Source organism: Geothrix campi, assembly GCF_024609265.1.
GTDB classification, from domain to species: domain Bacteria; phylum Acidobacteriota; class Holophagae; order Holophagales; family Holophagaceae; genus Geothrix; species Geothrix campi.
Map to the genome: position 1 here is coordinate 1275104 of NZ_JANHMP010000001.1, position 14727 is coordinate 1289830.

13 protein-coding genes are annotated in these 14727 nt (G+C 66.4%); 12 read left to right on the plus strand and 1 reads right to left on the minus strand.

Features of this window, described 5'->3' with window-relative positions:
* The first annotated feature begins 52 nt into the window (after positions 1-52).
* From NOV65_RS05840 to NOV65_RS05875, 8 genes are all read left to right on the plus strand, one after another.
* Entirely contained in the window at positions 53-3145 is a 3093-nt protein-coding gene (locus tag NOV65_RS05840) for a multidrug efflux RND transporter permease subunit (protein WP_257305067.1), read from the plus strand.
* Between the two features lie 82 nt (positions 3146-3227).
* On the plus strand, positions 3228-3719 hold the full coding sequence (locus tag NOV65_RS05845) for a hypothetical protein (RefSeq protein WP_257305068.1): 492 nt from the start codon (positions 3228-3230) through the stop codon (positions 3717-3719).
* 33 nt (positions 3720-3752) lie between these two features.
* Entirely contained in the window at positions 3753-5735 is a 1983-nt protein-coding gene (gene aspS, locus NOV65_RS05850; RefSeq protein ID WP_257305069.1) for an aspartate--tRNA ligase, read from the plus strand.
* 47 nt (positions 5736-5782) lie between these two features.
* Positions 5783-6010, plus strand: coding sequence for a hypothetical protein (locus NOV65_RS05855; protein ID WP_257305071.1), 228 nt, complete (start codon positions 5783-5785; stop codon positions 6008-6010).
* Between the two features lie 41 nt (positions 6011-6051).
* Complete coding sequence (amrB, locus tag NOV65_RS05860; protein WP_257305072.1) at positions 6052-6888, plus strand: AmmeMemoRadiSam system protein B; 837 nt, start codon at positions 6052-6054, stop codon at positions 6886-6888.
* Positions 6863-7444 (plus strand): AmmeMemoRadiSam system protein A, encoded by a 582-nt coding sequence (amrA, locus tag NOV65_RS05865; RefSeq protein ID WP_257305073.1) that lies wholly within the window; start codon positions 6863-6865, stop codon positions 7442-7444. Before amrB ends, amrA begins: the two co-directional genes overlap by 26 nt.
* Before the next feature lie 4 nt (positions 7445-7448).
* Positions 7449-8531, plus strand: a complete 1083-nt coding sequence (gene amrS, locus NOV65_RS05870; RefSeq protein ID WP_257305074.1) for an AmmeMemoRadiSam system radical SAM enzyme — start codon at positions 7449-7451, stop codon at positions 8529-8531.
* 33 nt (positions 8532-8564) lie between these two features.
* Positions 8565-9080, plus strand: coding sequence for a YbhB/YbcL family Raf kinase inhibitor-like protein (locus NOV65_RS05875; protein ID WP_257305076.1), 516 nt, complete (start codon positions 8565-8567; stop codon positions 9078-9080).
* A gap of 11 nt (positions 9081-9091) precedes the next feature.
* On the opposite strand, the gene NOV65_RS05880 is transcribed toward NOV65_RS05875, so the two are convergent.
* Positions 9092-9622, minus strand: coding sequence for a flavin reductase family protein (locus tag NOV65_RS05880; protein ID WP_257305078.1), 531 nt, complete (start codon positions 9620-9622; stop codon positions 9092-9094).
* A 329-nt stretch (positions 9623-9951) separates the two neighbouring features.
* Here NOV65_RS05880 and NOV65_RS05885 point away from each other — a divergent pair, with 329 nt between their 5' ends.
* From NOV65_RS05885 to NOV65_RS05900, 4 genes are all read left to right on the plus strand, one after another.
* A complete protein-coding gene (locus NOV65_RS05885; RefSeq protein WP_257305079.1) occupies positions 9952-11865 on the plus strand; it encodes a DUF3857 domain-containing protein in 1914 nt (637 codons plus the stop codon).
* Between the two features lie 8 nt (positions 11866-11873).
* Positions 11874-13823, plus strand: a complete 1950-nt coding sequence (locus NOV65_RS05890; RefSeq protein ID WP_257305080.1) for a hypothetical protein — start codon at positions 11874-11876, stop codon at positions 13821-13823.
* Between the two features lie 109 nt (positions 13824-13932).
* Positions 13933-14391 (plus strand): SRPBCC family protein, encoded by a 459-nt coding sequence (locus tag NOV65_RS05895; RefSeq protein WP_257305081.1) that lies wholly within the window; start codon positions 13933-13935, stop codon positions 14389-14391.
* Entirely contained in the window at positions 14378-14722 is a 345-nt protein-coding gene (locus NOV65_RS05900; protein ID WP_257305083.1) for an ArsR/SmtB family transcription factor, read from the plus strand. Before NOV65_RS05895 ends, NOV65_RS05900 begins: the two co-directional genes overlap by 14 nt.
* Positions 14723-14727: the final 5 nt, after the last annotated feature.

Here is a 14727-nt window from a genome sequence, read left to right on the forward strand (position 1 = left end):
CGCGCCGCGCCAGCGGCGCATACCTCCAGGCGGAACGCCTGGAGGCCAAGCCGTGAGCATCTCCACCCCCTTCATCCACCGCCCGGTGGCCACCACGCTACTGACGGTGGCCCTGGCCCTCATGGGTGCCATCGCCTACACGTTCCTCCCTGTCTCGCCCCTGCCCCAGGTGGAGTTCCCCACCATCCAGGTCTCCGCGGGGCTGCCTGGTGCGAGCCCTGAGACCATGGCCTCGTCCGTGGCCACACCCCTGGAGCGCCAGTTCGGGCGCATTGCCGGCATCACGGAGATGACCTCGGCCAGTTCCCTAGGCGGGACGAACATCACCCTCCAGTTCGATCTCAGCCGGAATATTGATGCGGCGGGCCGGGACGTGCAGGCAGCCATCAACGCCGCCCGGGGCGACCTGCCCTCCAATCTGCCGAACAACCCCTCGTACCGGAAGGTGAATCCCGCGGATTCGCCCATCCTCATGCTGGCGCTGACCTCGAACCTGATCCCCCGGGAGCGCATGTACGATGTGGCCTCCTCGGTGCTCCAGCAGAAGCTCTCCCAGATCCAGGGCGTCGGCCAGGTCTTCGTCTGGGGTGGCGCCCTGCCCGCCGTGCGCGTGGACGTGAATCCGGCGGTCCTCAACGCCCAGGGCATGGCCCTGGAGGACGTCCGCCTGGCCATCGCCGGGGCCAACATCAACCGGCCGAAAGGGGATCTCTCTAACAGCACGACCGCCTGGTCCCTGTCCACGACGGACCAGCTGATGAAGGCCGCGGATTACCAGCCGCTGATCGTGCGGTACCGGAACGGCAATGCCGTGCGCCTGTCGGACGTGGCCACGGTCACGGATTCCGTGGAGAACGTCCGCAACCGGGGCCTCTCGAACGGTGTCCCCGCCATCATCGTGCCCATCTTCCGCCAGCCGGACGCCAACATCATCGAGACCGTGGACCGGGTGCGCGCCATCCTCCCCCAGCTCCAGGCCTCGCTGCCGCCCACCATCGAGCTGAAGGTGCTCATCGATGCCACCCGCACCATCCGCGCCTCGGTGAAGGATGTTCAGGTGGCCATGAGCATCTCCATCGGGCTGGTGATCCTGGTGGTGTTCGTCTTCCTGCGCAGCGTGCGCTCCACGCTCATCCCCAGCGTGGCGGTACCCATCTCGCTCATCGGCACCTTCGGTGCCATGTACATGCTGGGCTACACCATCGACAACCTGTCCCTGATGGCGCTCACCGTGGCCACGGGCTTCGTGGTGGATGACGCCATCGTGGTGGTGGAGAACATCACGCGCCACCTCGAAGGCGGCATGCAGCCCATGGAGGCGGCCCTCCACGGCGCCAAAGAGATCGGCTTCACGGTGGTCTCCATCAGCATCTCGCTCATCGCCGTGTTCATCCCCATCCTGCTCATGGGCGGCATCGTGGGCCGGCTCTTCCGCGAGTTCGCCGTGACGCTCTCCGTGGCCATCCTGGTGTCCATGGTGGTGTCCCTCACCACCACGCCCATGATGTGCTCCCGCCTGCTCCGCCCCCACAGCGAGGAGCGCCACGGCAGGGTCTTCATGGCCACGGAACGCGCCTTCCAGTGGATCATGGGGCACTACGAGACCTCGCTGGCCTGGGTGCTGCGGCACCAACGCTTCACGCTGGGCGTGGCCCTGGGGACCATGCTCGCCACAGTGGGCCTCTACGTGGTCATCCCCAAGGGCTTCTTCCCCCAGCAGGACACGGGGCGCCTCACCGGCTCCATCCAGGCCGCCCAGGACATCTCCTTCGCGGGCATGGAGAAGCTGATGACGGGGTACGTCGCCATCGTGCAGGCCGATCCCGCCGTGGAAAACGTCACGGCCTTCATTGGCGGGGGCAACACGGGCCGCATGTTCGCCTCCCTGAAACCCAACGACCAGCGGAAGGAGACCGCCGACCAGGTCATCGCCCGCCTGCGGGGGAAGACGGCCCACCTGCCCGGCGGCACCCTCTACATGCAGCCCGTCCAGGACATCCGCATCGGCGGGCGGCCCTCCAGCTCCCAGTACCAGTACACCCTCCAGGGCGACGATGCCCGCGAGCTCTTCGACTGGGCGCCCAGGGTGCTCCAGAAGCTCCGCACGGTGCCCCAGCTGGCGGATGCCAACACGGATCTGCAGAACAAGGGCCTCGAAGCCTCGCTGGTCATCGACCGCGCCACCGCCTCCCGGCTGGGCATCACCCCCCAGGCCATCGACAGCACCCTCTACGACGCCTTCGGGCAGCGCTTCGTCTCCACCATCTACACCACCCTGAACCAGTACCACGTGGTGATGGAGGTGGACACGCCCTTCATGCAGACCCCCGACGGCCTGCGCCATACCTACGTGCGGTCCACCTCCGGGAACCTGGTGCCCCTCAGCGCCTTCACGCGCCTGGAACGGCGGAACACGGCCCTCTCGGTGAACCACCAGGGCCAGCAGCCCTCCGTGACCCTGTCCTTCAACCTGCCTCCGGGCGTGGCCCTGGGCGATGCGGTGGCGGCCATCGACAAGGCCCAGCAGGAGATCCGCCTGCCCGGCACGATCCGCGGCAGCTTCATGGGCACGGCCCAGGCCTTCAAGGCCTCGCTGTCGAACCAGCCGCTGCTGCTGGCGGCGGCCCTGCTGGTGGTCTACATCGTGCTGGGGGTGCTGTACGAAAGCCTCATCCACCCGCTGACCATCCTCTCCACCCTGCCCTCGGCGGGCGTGGGGGCCCTGCTGGCCCTGCTGGCCTTCCGCACAGAGCTGAGCGTCATCGCCTTCATCGGCATCATCCTGCTCATCGGCATCGTGAAGAAGAACGCCATCCTCATGATCGACTTCGCCATCGAGGTGGAGCGCCGGGAGGGCAGGACCCCGGAGGAATCCATCTTCCAGGCCTGCCTGCTGCGTTTCCGCCCCATCACCATGACCACCATGGCGGCCATGCTGGGGGGCCTGCCCCTGGCCATCGGCATGGGCACGGGCTCCGAGCTGCGGCAGCCCCTGGGCATCGCCATCGTGGGCGGCCTCCTCTTCAGCCAGCTCCTGACCCTCTACACCACCCCGGTCATCTACCTCTACATGGACCGGGCGCGGCTGCGATGGGAGCGGTTCCGGGCTTCCCGGCGCGCCGTCGCCCCCGTCATCGAAGGCTGAGGGCGCCTTGGCCTCTGGGGGCTGGTCCAGGGAAGCACCCCAGCCATCCCGCCGGGGCACTTCCCTGGGTCTGAAGGTGGCGATGGGGATTCTGGCCATCCCCATCGTCCTGGTGCTGTTCCTCTTCGGCCAGTCGAAGACGGTCGAGGCCCAGGCCTGGCCGGTGATCCGCCGGGTTGCCCTGCGGTTGCAGACCGATGCCGAGGCCGGGCGGCTCTATCGGGCCAACCCGGCGCTGGCGAGGAGATACCCCACCGAGGAGGCGTTCCTCGAACAGGTGCGCGCCTTCCGGCCCCAGTTCGCCAGTCTGCCGGACCCGCGGCCCAAGGCCGACCGCTACGAATGCCATGCGGGGCCCAACGGGTTCCGGGCCTCCGTGCAGGGCTCCGGCGGGACCTGGATCACCCTCGAAGTGAGGCAGGACATCCTCCTCGAGAAAGTGCCGGGAGAGGGCCTCCTTCGCCTGGAGTTCTCGCCGACCCGGGAATCCAGCCGCCCGAAGCGACGAGCCATCCGGAAAGCCGCAGGAGCCCACACCGCCTTCCGCGGGCCTTCTGGCGGCCTCCCCGCTTGAGCCGGTCCCCTCGGGGTGCGATCCTGTAGGGCTATGAAACTCGATCGGCTCGGCGACTTCCAACGCACCCACCGCAACGGCGACCTGCGCCTCGACCACGCGGGCCAACCCGTGCGCCTGCTCGGCTGGTGCCGCCGCGTGCGCAACCTCGGCTCCCTGGTGTTCCTGGATCTGCGTGACCGCTGGGGCCTGGTGCAGCTGGTGGCCAACGAGGAGACCGCCGACCCCGAGCTGCTGGCCCGGCTCAAGGCCGTGCGCAGCGAGTTCGTGCTGGCCGTCGAAGGCGTGGTGGCCGAACGGGAGAGCAAGAACCCCAACATGCCCACCGGTGACATCGAGATCCGTCTCACGGGCCTGAAGATCCTCAACACCGCCGCCCCCCTGCCCTTCCCCCTGGAAGACGAGGGCGTGGGCGAGGACCTGCGCCTGACCTACCGCTTCCTGGATCTGCGCCGCGAGCAGCTCCAGCGCAACATGATCCTCCGCAGCGAGGTGGCGAACCTCACCCGGAACCACTTCCGGGAGCTGGAGTTCATCGAGGTCGAGACACCCATCCTCACCAAGTCCACGCCCGAGGGCGCCCGGGACTACCTGGTGCCCAGCCGCGTCCACCCTGGCGAGTTCTTCGCCCTGCCCCAGAGCCCCCAGCTCTTCAAGCAGCTGCTCCAGGTGAGCGGCTTCGAGCGCTACGTCCAGATCTGCCGCTGCTTCCGGGACGAGGACCTGCGCGCCGACCGTCAGCCCGAGTTCACCCAGATCGACATCGAGATGAGCTTCGTGCGTCAGGAGGACGTGCAAGGCGTCATCGAGCCGTTGATGGTGAAGCTGGCCAAGATGGTCGGCAAGGACGTCACCGCGCCCTTCCCCCGCCTGCCCTACCGGGATGCCATGGAGTGGTACGGCTCCGACAAGCCGGACCTCCGCTGTGGCCTCAAGATCCAGGACGTCACTGGCCTCTTCGCCGCCAGCGGCTTCAACCTCTTCCGCGCCGCCGCCGAGAGCCAGGGCCAGCGCCGCGTCCGGGCCCTGTTCTTCCCCGGTGAGGCCGCGGGGTTGCTGAGCCGCAAGCAGCTGGACGAGCTGGGTGAAACCGCCAAGCAGCTGGGCGCGGGCGGCCTCCCCTACGCCAAGTGGGGCAAGGACGGCCTCGCCAGCAGCTTCAAGAAGTTCCTGGAGCCCGCGGACGAAGCGGCCCTGAAGCAGAGCCTCGGCGTCGACGGCGAGGGCCTCGCCATCTTCGCCGTGGGCACGAACCCCCAGACCAGTCGTGTGCTGGGCGAGCTGCGCCTCCGCCTGGCCCGACAGTTCGGGATGCTAGACGAATCCTGTTTCAACTTCCTCTGGGTCGTGGACTTTCCCCTGCTGGAGTGGAGCGGCGAGGACGACGGGGAGGGCGGCCGGTACGTGGCCTGCCACCACCCCTTCACCAGTCCCCACCCGGACGACCTGGACCTTCTCGACACCGATCCCGGCCGGTGCCGCGCCGTGGCCTACGACTTGGTGCTCAACGGCTTCGAGGTGGGCGGCGGCAGCATCCGCATCCATGACGCGGAGACCCAGAGCCGCATGTTCCGCGCCATCGGCATCGGCGAGGAAGAGGCCCGCGCCAAGTTCGGCTTCCTGCTCGACGCCCTCAGCTACGGCGCCCCGCCCCACGGCGGCCTGGCTCTCGGACTGGACCGCCTGGTGATGCTGCTGGCGGGCGTGGACAATATCCGCGAGGTCATCGCCTTCCCCAAGACGGCCCAGGCCCGCTGCCTCATGACCGACGCCCCCAGCCCCGTGGACGAGCGCCAGCTCCGCGAGCTGCACCTCATGCAGGACGCCAAGCAGACCTACCGCGTGGGCGCCGTGTTCTTCGAGAGCGCTGAGGGTGGCAGCCCCGAACTCCGCGGCCAGGCCCTCCAGCAGATCGGCCAGATGACGCCCCGCCAGGCCCAGGGCCTCGTCACCCTGGACGCTCAGGGTCAGATCCTCGATGCCCAGACCCTGAGCGGCCCGACCTTCGAGTTCTGAACGATCGCCCAGGCCAGGCACTGCCGTCCAAGATCAGCATCAGGCCCATGGATCCGGGCCCCGGGGAGCAGAAACCTTTCGAGATCAACCGGGCTGGCGACTTCACAGCCTTCCAGACCAGGGCGGTTCCCTTTGATCTGAAGGTGGCCAGCCACACCGGGCAGCTCCACGTCACGCTGCTCTCCCAGGAATTCCAGGGAAAAGTCTGGTCTCTGCCCCTGCCCAAGGCGGGGAGTCCGCCTCGCGTGCTGGTCCTGCTGCTGCCAAAGCCCTGATTTCCCCTGGCCCCATCCGGCCAGGGGGTTATTTTTGCGGCATGGACACGACGCTGGATGTCCGGGCGGCTGCGGTGGCCGGGATTTTCTACCCTCGGGAGAGTGGCGAGTTGGGCCGCACCATCCAGGCGATGTTCGCCGATGCGGCCGGGGCGAACGCTTGGCTCGGCCCACCCAAGGCCTTGATCGTCCCCCACGCGGGCTACATCTATTCCGGGCCCATCGCCGCCAGCGCCTACGCCCCCTTGAGCCGTCTGCGGGGCATCATCCAGCGGGTGGTGCTGCTGGGCCCCGCCCACTACGTGCCGGTATCCGGCTTGGCCCTGCCTGGAGCGGCGGCCTTTGACACACCGCTCGGCCGGGTCCCCGTGGATGGTGAGGCCGCGGAGCGCCTCCGGCCCCTGGCTGCAGTGACCACCAACCCGGAGGCTCACGCCCGGGAGCATTCGCTCGAGGTGCAACTGCCCTTCCTTCAGCAGACCCTGGGGACCTTCCAGCTGGTGCCGCTGGCCGTGGGCCGGGCTTCCGCAGAGGCTGTGGCGGAAGCCATCGAAACGTTGTGGGGCGGGCTGGAAACGCTGATCGTCGTGAGCTCGGATCTGTCCCACTACCTTCCCTATGACCGTGCGCAGCAGCTGGACCGCCGCACCTGCGCCAGCATTTCGGACCTGGAGCTGCTGGCCAGCCACGAGCAGGCCTGCGGGGCCACCGCGGTGAATGGGCTGCTGTTGGCCGCCCGGCGCCACCGGCTGACGCCCCACCTGATGGACCTGCGCAACTCCGGGGATACGGCCGGGGACCACGACCGGGTGGTGGGTTATGCCGCCTTCGCGTTCGTCCAGGAGGGCCCCCATGACGCATCCGCACACGAGCATTGACTGGGGTCCCACCCTGCTGTGGATCGCCCGCAGCGCCATCGCGGAAAGGTTCGGCATGGCGGCGTCGCCGGTTCCGACCGCCAGCTGGCTCGATGAACCCGCCGCCACCTTCGTCACCCTCCACCGCCTGGGCCAGCTTCGGGGCTGCATGGGCACCCTGGAGCCGCGACGCCCCCTCGGCGAGGATGTGGCCGAGAATGCCCGACAGGCCGCCTTCCACGACCCCCGGTTCCCGCCTCTGGCCCGCAGCGAATTCGCCGACCTCAGGATGGAGGTGTCCCTGCTCTCCGCCCTCGAACCGCTCCACTTCAACAGCCAGGCGCAGCTGCTGACCCTGCTGCGGCCGGAGGAGGACGGCCTGGTGCTGGAATGGCAGGGGCTGCGGGGTGCCTTCCTGCCCCAGGTCTGGGATCAGCTGCCCAAACCCGAGGACTTCCTGGCCCATCTGAAGCGGAAGGCCGGCCTTCCCATGGCTTTCTGGGATGACGGAATCCGGATCACCCGGTTCGCGGTGACGCGCTTCCACGAGGAGGCCGAGGTGGGCATCCCGGGGTAGCACGATGGACTCCGTCTCTCATCACGCCCGCTGGTGGCATCGCCTCGACGATGGGCGTCTCCAGTGCGATCTCTGCCCTCGCGATTGCAAGCTGGGCGAGGGGCAGCGGGGCGCCTGTTTCGTCCGGCAGAACCTGGCGGGCGGAATGGTGCTGACCACCTACGGCCGCTCGTCCGGATTCTGCATCGATCCCATCGAGAAGAAGCCCCTGAACCATTTCCTGCCGGGCTCGAAAGTGCTGTCCTTCGGCACCGCGGGCTGCAACCTCATGTGCAAGTTCTGCCAGAACTGGGACATCAGCAAATCGAGGGACATGGACCGCTTGATGGAACGGGCCACTCCGGAGGACATCGCCCAGGCTGCCGCCGCCTCAGGCTGCCGCAGCGTGGCCTTCACCTACAACGATCCGGTAATCTTCGCGGAATACGCCATGGATGTGGCCGATGCCTGCCACGCGCGGGGCCTCCGCACGGTGGCGGTGACGGCCGGCTACATGCACGCCGAGCCCCGGCGGGCCTTCTACGCGAAGATGGACGCCGCCAACGTGGACCTCAAGGCCTTCACGGAGGGGTTCTATGCGCGGCTCTCCGCGGCCCACCTCCAACCGGTGTTGGACACCCTCCAGTACCTCCGGCGCGAGACGGACACTTGGCTCGAGATCACGACCCTCCTCATCCCCGGCCAGAACGATTCGACTGAGGAGGTCGCGGCGCTGTCGGAATGGATCGCCCGGGAACTGGGCCCCGAGGTCCCCCTGCACTTCAGCGCCTTCCACCCGGACTACAAGATGACCGACGTCCCCCGGACGCCCGCCGCCACCCTCACCCGCGCTCGGGAGATAGCCCTCGCCGCGGGGCTCCACTACGTCTATACCGGCAACGTGCATGACATTCCGGGCGGAACGACCCGCTGCCCCGCCTGCCGAACCCCGCTCATCGTCCGCGACTGGTACCGGATCGAAACGAACCGACTCACCTCAGAAGGGCGCTGTCCCAACTGCGGAACCGTGATTCCCGGGCACTTCGAGCCTGCGTCCCATCCCTTCGGCAACCAGCGCATCCCGATCACCATCCCCCATGGATTCTGATGCGCTGCGGGGCGGCCGGCGTACCTTGAGGACATGCTCCCGCTGCTGCTGCTCCCTGTCCTGCTGGTGCCGGCACCGGGGAAGGAGGCCCGCATGGAACTCCGGATTCCGGCCTTTCCCGACGGAGGCACTGTTCCCCGGGCCCACACCGCCGACGGCGCCGACCGCTCCCCGGCCCTCCACTGGGGCGAGCCGCCCGCAGGCACCGCCGCCTTCGCGCTGATCGTGGACGATCCCGACGCCCCCGTCGGCACCTGGGTCCACTGGGTCCTCTATGATCTGCCGGGCGCGGCCCGCTCCCTGGCGGAGGACCAGCCTCGCACAGCCGATCTTCCGGGGGGCGCCCACCAGGGCAAGAACAGCTGGGGCCGCCTGGGCTGGAACGGGCCCTCGCCGCCGCCGGGGAAGCCCCACCGCTACTTCTTCCGCCTCATGGCCCTCTCGGCCCCGCTGGGCCTGCCCGCCGGTGCCAGCCGGGCCCAGGTGGACGCGGCGATGAAGGGCAAGATTCTGGCCGAGAGCACCTGGATGGGCACCTACGGACGCTGAGAGGTCGGGCCTCAGGGCTTGCCAGACTTCAGGCGGATCGTCTCGCCATCCACCGCGAAGACGCCGTACCCCTGGTGGTGGAGGGTCTTCGGCTTCTTCTGCGCGGGATCGATCCAGGCCTGGACGACCTCCAGCACGAAGAGGTTGTAGCGGTTCACGAAGCGCGTGTCCGCAACCCGGCACTCCAGGTTCGCGAAGCACTCGGCCACCAGCGGCGCGGCCACCTTCTTCGCCGGCAGGGGCGTGAGGCCGAAGGCCGCGAACTTGTCCAGGTCGCGGCCCGAGGCGTTGCCCACCTTCACCACCTGCTTCGCGAGCCCGGCCGCGGGGATCGCGATCACGCATTCCCGCGTCTTCCGCAGGGCCTCGAAGCTGTGGTTGGCGCCACTCACCAGGCAGCCCACCAGGGGCGGGTTGAACTCCATCATCATGTGCCAGGACATGGCCATGACGTTGGCGCGTCCCCGCTGCGCCGTGGCCAGCAGCACCACCGGCCCAGGCTCCAGCAGGGTGTACACATCCGACAGGGGAAAGGTCTTCATCGTGGCGCACCTCTTTCCCATGCGGAGATTTTCCTCCAAACGGCAACCGGGTATACCTCGGCCAGATCTGAGCTATTCCGCTCTCCCACATTGTGGACCCCGCTGGCCACAGAAACAGTGGGCATCAGGAGGTCAACTCGCGGGCCTGAGGATGGATTGAATCCGGACTCACCGGCCCAAGCCTCCTCCCCCAGGCTGTGGCGATGTTACAGTCCTTTGAAATCATTTTGAAAGGCGTATAGATGACCAACAGAACCTTATTGATGTTCACCTTCGCGACTCTGCTGTGGGGGGCCGACTGGCCAGCCATCCCACCAGAAGTTTGGGCCATGAAAGAAGATCCTGGCCGGGGTGTGAAAGGTGCTGTGGTTCTGGACCAGATCCTGTCCTTCAAGCCGATGGGCATCGAACATACCTACCGTGTCCGGGTTCTTTCTGAGGCCGGAAGAGCCGCAGCGGAAATCCGTGGACTGCTTCCGGAGTCCACGGACTTTGAAGGTCGGACCATCCAGCGCGACGGGACGATCATCACGTTCAACAAGCGCATGGATTTCCACGAAAAAACAGAATCCGTCCCTGGCTACCACGACCGCAGGATAAAGGTCCTCCTCCCTCCGGGCGTCACTTCTGATTGCGTCGTGGAATTGCGTTGGGTGGACAAGGTGGGCTTTCGAAACCACGCGAGTGGAGACGCCCTAGGGATGCGGACCCGAGTCCTCCCGGAAAGCCTCGGGCTCTCCGCGGAATGGACCATCGGCGGTCCCTTCAAGGTGCTGCATGCGACGGTAGAGGTGCCTTCCTATTTCTCGTGGAGCCTGGCGGTCACTCCCATCAAGGGCAAATCGCTGGATGTATCCGAGAAATATGGATTACGACGCTTCACCTTCCAGGACATCCCCGCTTGGGAGAACCCTCCCTTCTCGGCGCAATCCCTGGCGGGCCTGCCTTCCTGTCATGTGTGGCTCCAGATCGGTGGCCTCAAGAAGGGTTCCGACAGCCGTATGGCGGACTACTGGAACGACGTGGCGAATTCCTTCATCAGGCAGCTGTTTCAAACCGATCTTGTGTCCGGAAGAGGCTTCGAGGCCATGGCCAAGGAACTGACGGGGGACCTTCCCGCAGATCCATTCGAGAAGGCCACGACCTTGCTGATGAGGCTGGAACGGAGAGTCCGGAACGTCAGCCAGCCCACCTTCGAAGAAACCGCCAAGTCGACCCGCCAGGAGGAAAAGGCGCGCATCGATTCGGATGATCTGGCGGCGGCAGCCACACGCGGCTACACGGATGGGTGGGGGATGGCCAAGCTCTATTTCGCCTTGGCTCGGAAGGCCGGACTGGAGCCCACCCTCGCCCTGGTCAAAGACAGAAGTCGGGTCCTGCTCCACTATCAACAAGCGGATGTATATCAATTCGAGAAAGTGCTGGTGGGAATCCAGGCGCCGACGCGCCAGACCCTCTGGCTCGATCCTGCGACCCGCTATGCCGCTCCGGGCCTCATCCTCCCAGGCTTCCAGGGTACTGATGCCATTCTGGTGGAACCTGGCGTCCCCACCTGGAGGGCGCGGAAAGAGATCGTCCCGATCCAGCCCGGGCAATGGAATGTCTCCAGTTATTCCTACCAGCAAACCTGCGCTGAGGGGATGTCTCGCTTCGTGGTGAAGACCGGCTTCTCCGGCTACGAGGAATACCAGGAGCGCCAACGCTTCCTCGCCCTGGAGCCCTCAGAGCAGGAGCGGGCCCTGAAGGAGCGCTTGGAACAGGCCATCGGGCAGGCGACGATCAACCAGACCAAAGTCCGTCACGCCCAGGACCCCGACCAGAACGTAGAGTGGGAGGCTTCCGGGGAACGGGAACTCGACCTCGCGGACCGGCTGACCTTCGATCCGTTCCCGGGGATGGCCAGTCCCCTGCCTCTTCCTCCGGCCTGGCCTGAGCGCCGGATTGAACCGATCCTCCTGGATCACCTGCTCGTCCGTGCCGCCCGGTGCCGGTTCGCCATTCCCGAGGGCTACACCGTGGTTCCCCTAGCAGCCATGGACAAGACCAACGGGTTTGGCAAAGTGTCCTGGGAATGGGGCATGACCAAAGGCGGAGGCAGCACCCAATTGGAGATCCGGCTGAAAGTGGAAGTGAGCAAGCTGTTCGCCCCGCCGGAAGCCTACGCCGAACTCAAGCAATTCATCGAATGGGTCCGGGAAGCACTGTCCCGGCGGATCGTGCTGGAAAGAAGCACCCAGCGATGAGATCCCTATTGCTTGTTCTCCTCACCTGGCTGTCCCTGGGAGCTCAGGATGTCTCCGGCCTTCCCCTCTGGGCGCAGGCACCGGCTCGGGCCGGCTTGGCCGAACAGCCCCCCGGCGACCCTGATGCCTGGGTACTGCTCAAACGGATGGAAATCACCTATACCGGCGAAGGCGAGATCAAGACCCGGGAATTGCGCCTGGTGCGCGTCTTGCGGGAACGGGGCATCCAGGAGAGGTTGTTCCTTCTGCAGACGCTGGGGGGGGAATCCGAGCGGATCACGGCTCTGCGCGGCTGGAACCTTCGCCCGGATGGAGAAGTCGTGAAAATTTCCAAATCAGACATGGCCAAGCTGGACCCGGACCGGCACGGGGAAACGACTCAGGCAATGGTGAACTTCGCCTGGATTCCGCGAGTGGCCAAGGGGAGCCTGGTGGCTTTTGAATGGGAGACGTCCACCCGCGTCATCCTGGGTCCCGCCGTCACAGTATCCCCTCTGGAGGACCTGCCCATTCGCCGCTGGGAGCTGGCGGCATTCCTGAACACCGGCCAATTCTTCTACAAGGCCAAAGGGCAATGCAGAGTGGCGACCAGAATGTTCGGTGCCTGGGGGATCCCGCTGGAACGGACGACCAGCGGAGGGGACCTCTGGGCTGACCGCCTCCCGGCCCTTCCCAAAGACGAGAAATCCTTTCCCGCCGGACGAGGGTTCCTGCCCGGGGTCGATGTGACATTCGTGGATCCTGAACTGCGGACCGCCCCCCTGCTGGATACCTGGGACTCCCTGGCCACTTGGATCTGGAGAACCTACCAGGAGGGAATGGTCCCTTCCGGCCTGGTTCCGCGGAAGGGAGGCAACTCGGCCGATGGCCTGAAGGCTTTGGTCCATTGGATGTCCCGTGAGCTCACCTATAAACAGGTCTACCTAAGCGCTGGCCGGGGCTGGCTGCCCTTGTCCGGGCCGGAAGTGGTGCGTCGCCGGAACGGGGACTGCAAAGACCACGCAGAGTGTTTTCTGGCCGAAGCCGCAGGGCTCGGGTTCAAGGGGTTCCCGGTACTCTGTGCGATCCAGGACGCGGAGATCCCGGATGACCAGGCGGTGACACCCTATTGCTTCAACCATGTCATCGCCGCCATCCAGATCGGGCAGAGTCTCGGACTGGCCTCGGAGGTGGCGACCCCCCAGGGTCGCTTCCTGCTGGTGGACACGACCGATCGGTTCTGCCCGTTGGGAGTCCTGCCTGCGGACCATCGCGATCGCCGCGTGCTCATCTGCACCCCGGATGGGGCCGTCTGGGCGCGGGTGCCCCCTGCCGCCACGGTACGTCCGAAGGTGGCCTTCGATCTGGAGGGCACCATCCTGGAGGATGGTTCAGTTGCGGCGGACATCACTGTGACTGAGGAAGGCAACCGATTGGGCCTCCGATTCGCCACCTTGAATGGCGGTGTGGACATGCTGCTGCAGCGACTTCAAGTCGAGTTGTCCGGCCTCCCCGTCAATGCCCGACTGGAGTGTTTGAAGGTAGGGGATCCCCTGGATCTGGAAACCCCCTTCCGAATCGAGGTCAGGATTCACTGCCCAGATGCTGCCAGGCGCGTGGGCAACGAGGTCAGCCTCCCAGCCTGGGGTCTGCCCGCCCTTCCAGGGGTCATCCAGAGGCCAGGCAAGGCCCGGGTGTACCCGGTCCAGGTCCGACATCGCGCGGATTGGCACTACAAGTCCACCTGGACACTGCCCCAGGCAGCCACACCCCTTCTACGAGGCCTTCAGAACGACAATCCCCTGGCCTCGACTTCCTGGAATGCGACAAGTTCAGGGCGGGTACTGCATCTCGCCCTGGCCTACGAGGAGAAGGATGCCGCCTTCGATTTCAAGACCGCCCAGGCGGGGGTGCAAGCCTGGAGGGCGAATCGCTCCGAGTTGGAGCGGGTTCTCCGGGAGGGACTGACCGCCAGATAGATGGCTTGGCCGGGGCAATGGATAGGGCTCGATGCACCATAGACAAGAAATGCAACAAAATGGTTGCATCAATCCCCAACTCGCCTAACATGCAACCAGGAGGTTACACATGACGGCATCGAGCACCGACTGCATCAGTAAGGAGATCCATCTCCGCGCGCCCCGGACCCGGGTCTGGAAGGCGCTGGCGGACGCCGAGGAATTCGGCACCTGGTTCGGGATGAAGCTGGAAGGGCGCTTCGTGCCCGGCCAGCAGGTCTTCGGGCGGATCACCCATCCCAACTACGAGCACATCCACCTGGAGATGCGGGTCGAACGCATGGAGCCCGAGTCCCTCTTCTCCTACCGTTGGCATCCCTACCCCATGGATATGAAGCGGGACTACTCGGTCGAGCCCATGACCCTCGTCGAGTTCCGCCTTGAGGTGGTCGAAGGTGGCACCCTGCTCAAGGTGATGGAGTCCGGCTTCGACCAGTTGCCCCCGGACCGGCGCGACGAGGCCTTCCGCATGAACGACGCGGGCTGGACGAGCCAGATGGCCCGGATTGAACGCCATGTCACGAGCTGATGCCCTCTCCCCCGCGCGGCTGAAGGATGCGGCGCCGCTCTTCGCCGCCCTGGGGGACGCGACGCGCCTGGGCCTGCTCGTGAGCCTCTGCGCCGGCGGGCCGCTCACGGTCACGCGCCTGAGCGGCCAGTTCGCGGTGTCCCGGCAGGCCATCACCAAGCATCTCGACGTATTGGCCGAGGCGGGGCTCGTCACGAGCAGCCGCCAGGGAAGGGAACGCATCTGGACCTTCGAGCCCAAACGCCTCGAGGATGCCCACCACTACCTGGAGCGCCTGTCCAGGGAATGGGACGTCGCCCTGGGTCGCCTCAAAGCCTTCGTCGAAACCTAAACGGG

Coding starts and splice junctions, on each gene's coding strand:
- amrA (WP_257305073.1), top strand. CDS start 6,863: ATGACGCATCCGCACACGAGCATTGACTGGGGTCCCACCCTGCTGTGG.
- aspS (WP_257305069.1), top strand. CDS start 3,753: ATGAAACTCGATCGGCTCGGCGACTTCCAACGCACCCACCGCAACGGC.
- NOV65_RS05880 (WP_257305078.1), bottom strand. CDS start 9,622: ATGAAGACCTTTCCCCTGTCGGATGTGTACACCCTGCTGGAGCCTGGG.
- NOV65_RS05845 (WP_257305068.1), top strand. CDS start 3,228: ATGGGGATTCTGGCCATCCCCATCGTCCTGGTGCTGTTCCTCTTCGGC.
- NOV65_RS05875 (WP_257305076.1), top strand. CDS start 8,565: ATGCTCCCGCTGCTGCTGCTCCCTGTCCTGCTGGTGCCGGCACCGGGG.
- NOV65_RS05900 (WP_257305083.1), top strand. CDS start 14,378: ATGTCACGAGCTGATGCCCTCTCCCCCGCGCGGCTGAAGGATGCGGCG.
- amrS (WP_257305074.1), top strand. CDS start 7,449: ATGGACTCCGTCTCTCATCACGCCCGCTGGTGGCATCGCCTCGACGAT.
- NOV65_RS05885 (WP_257305079.1), top strand. CDS start 9,952: ATGAAAGAAGATCCTGGCCGGGGTGTGAAAGGTGCTGTGGTTCTGGAC.
- NOV65_RS05855 (WP_257305071.1), top strand. CDS start 5,783: ATGGATCCGGGCCCCGGGGAGCAGAAACCTTTCGAGATCAACCGGGCT.
- NOV65_RS05895 (WP_257305081.1), top strand. CDS start 13,933: ATGACGGCATCGAGCACCGACTGCATCAGTAAGGAGATCCATCTCCGC.
- amrB (WP_257305072.1), top strand. CDS start 6,052: ATGGACACGACGCTGGATGTCCGGGCGGCTGCGGTGGCCGGGATTTTC.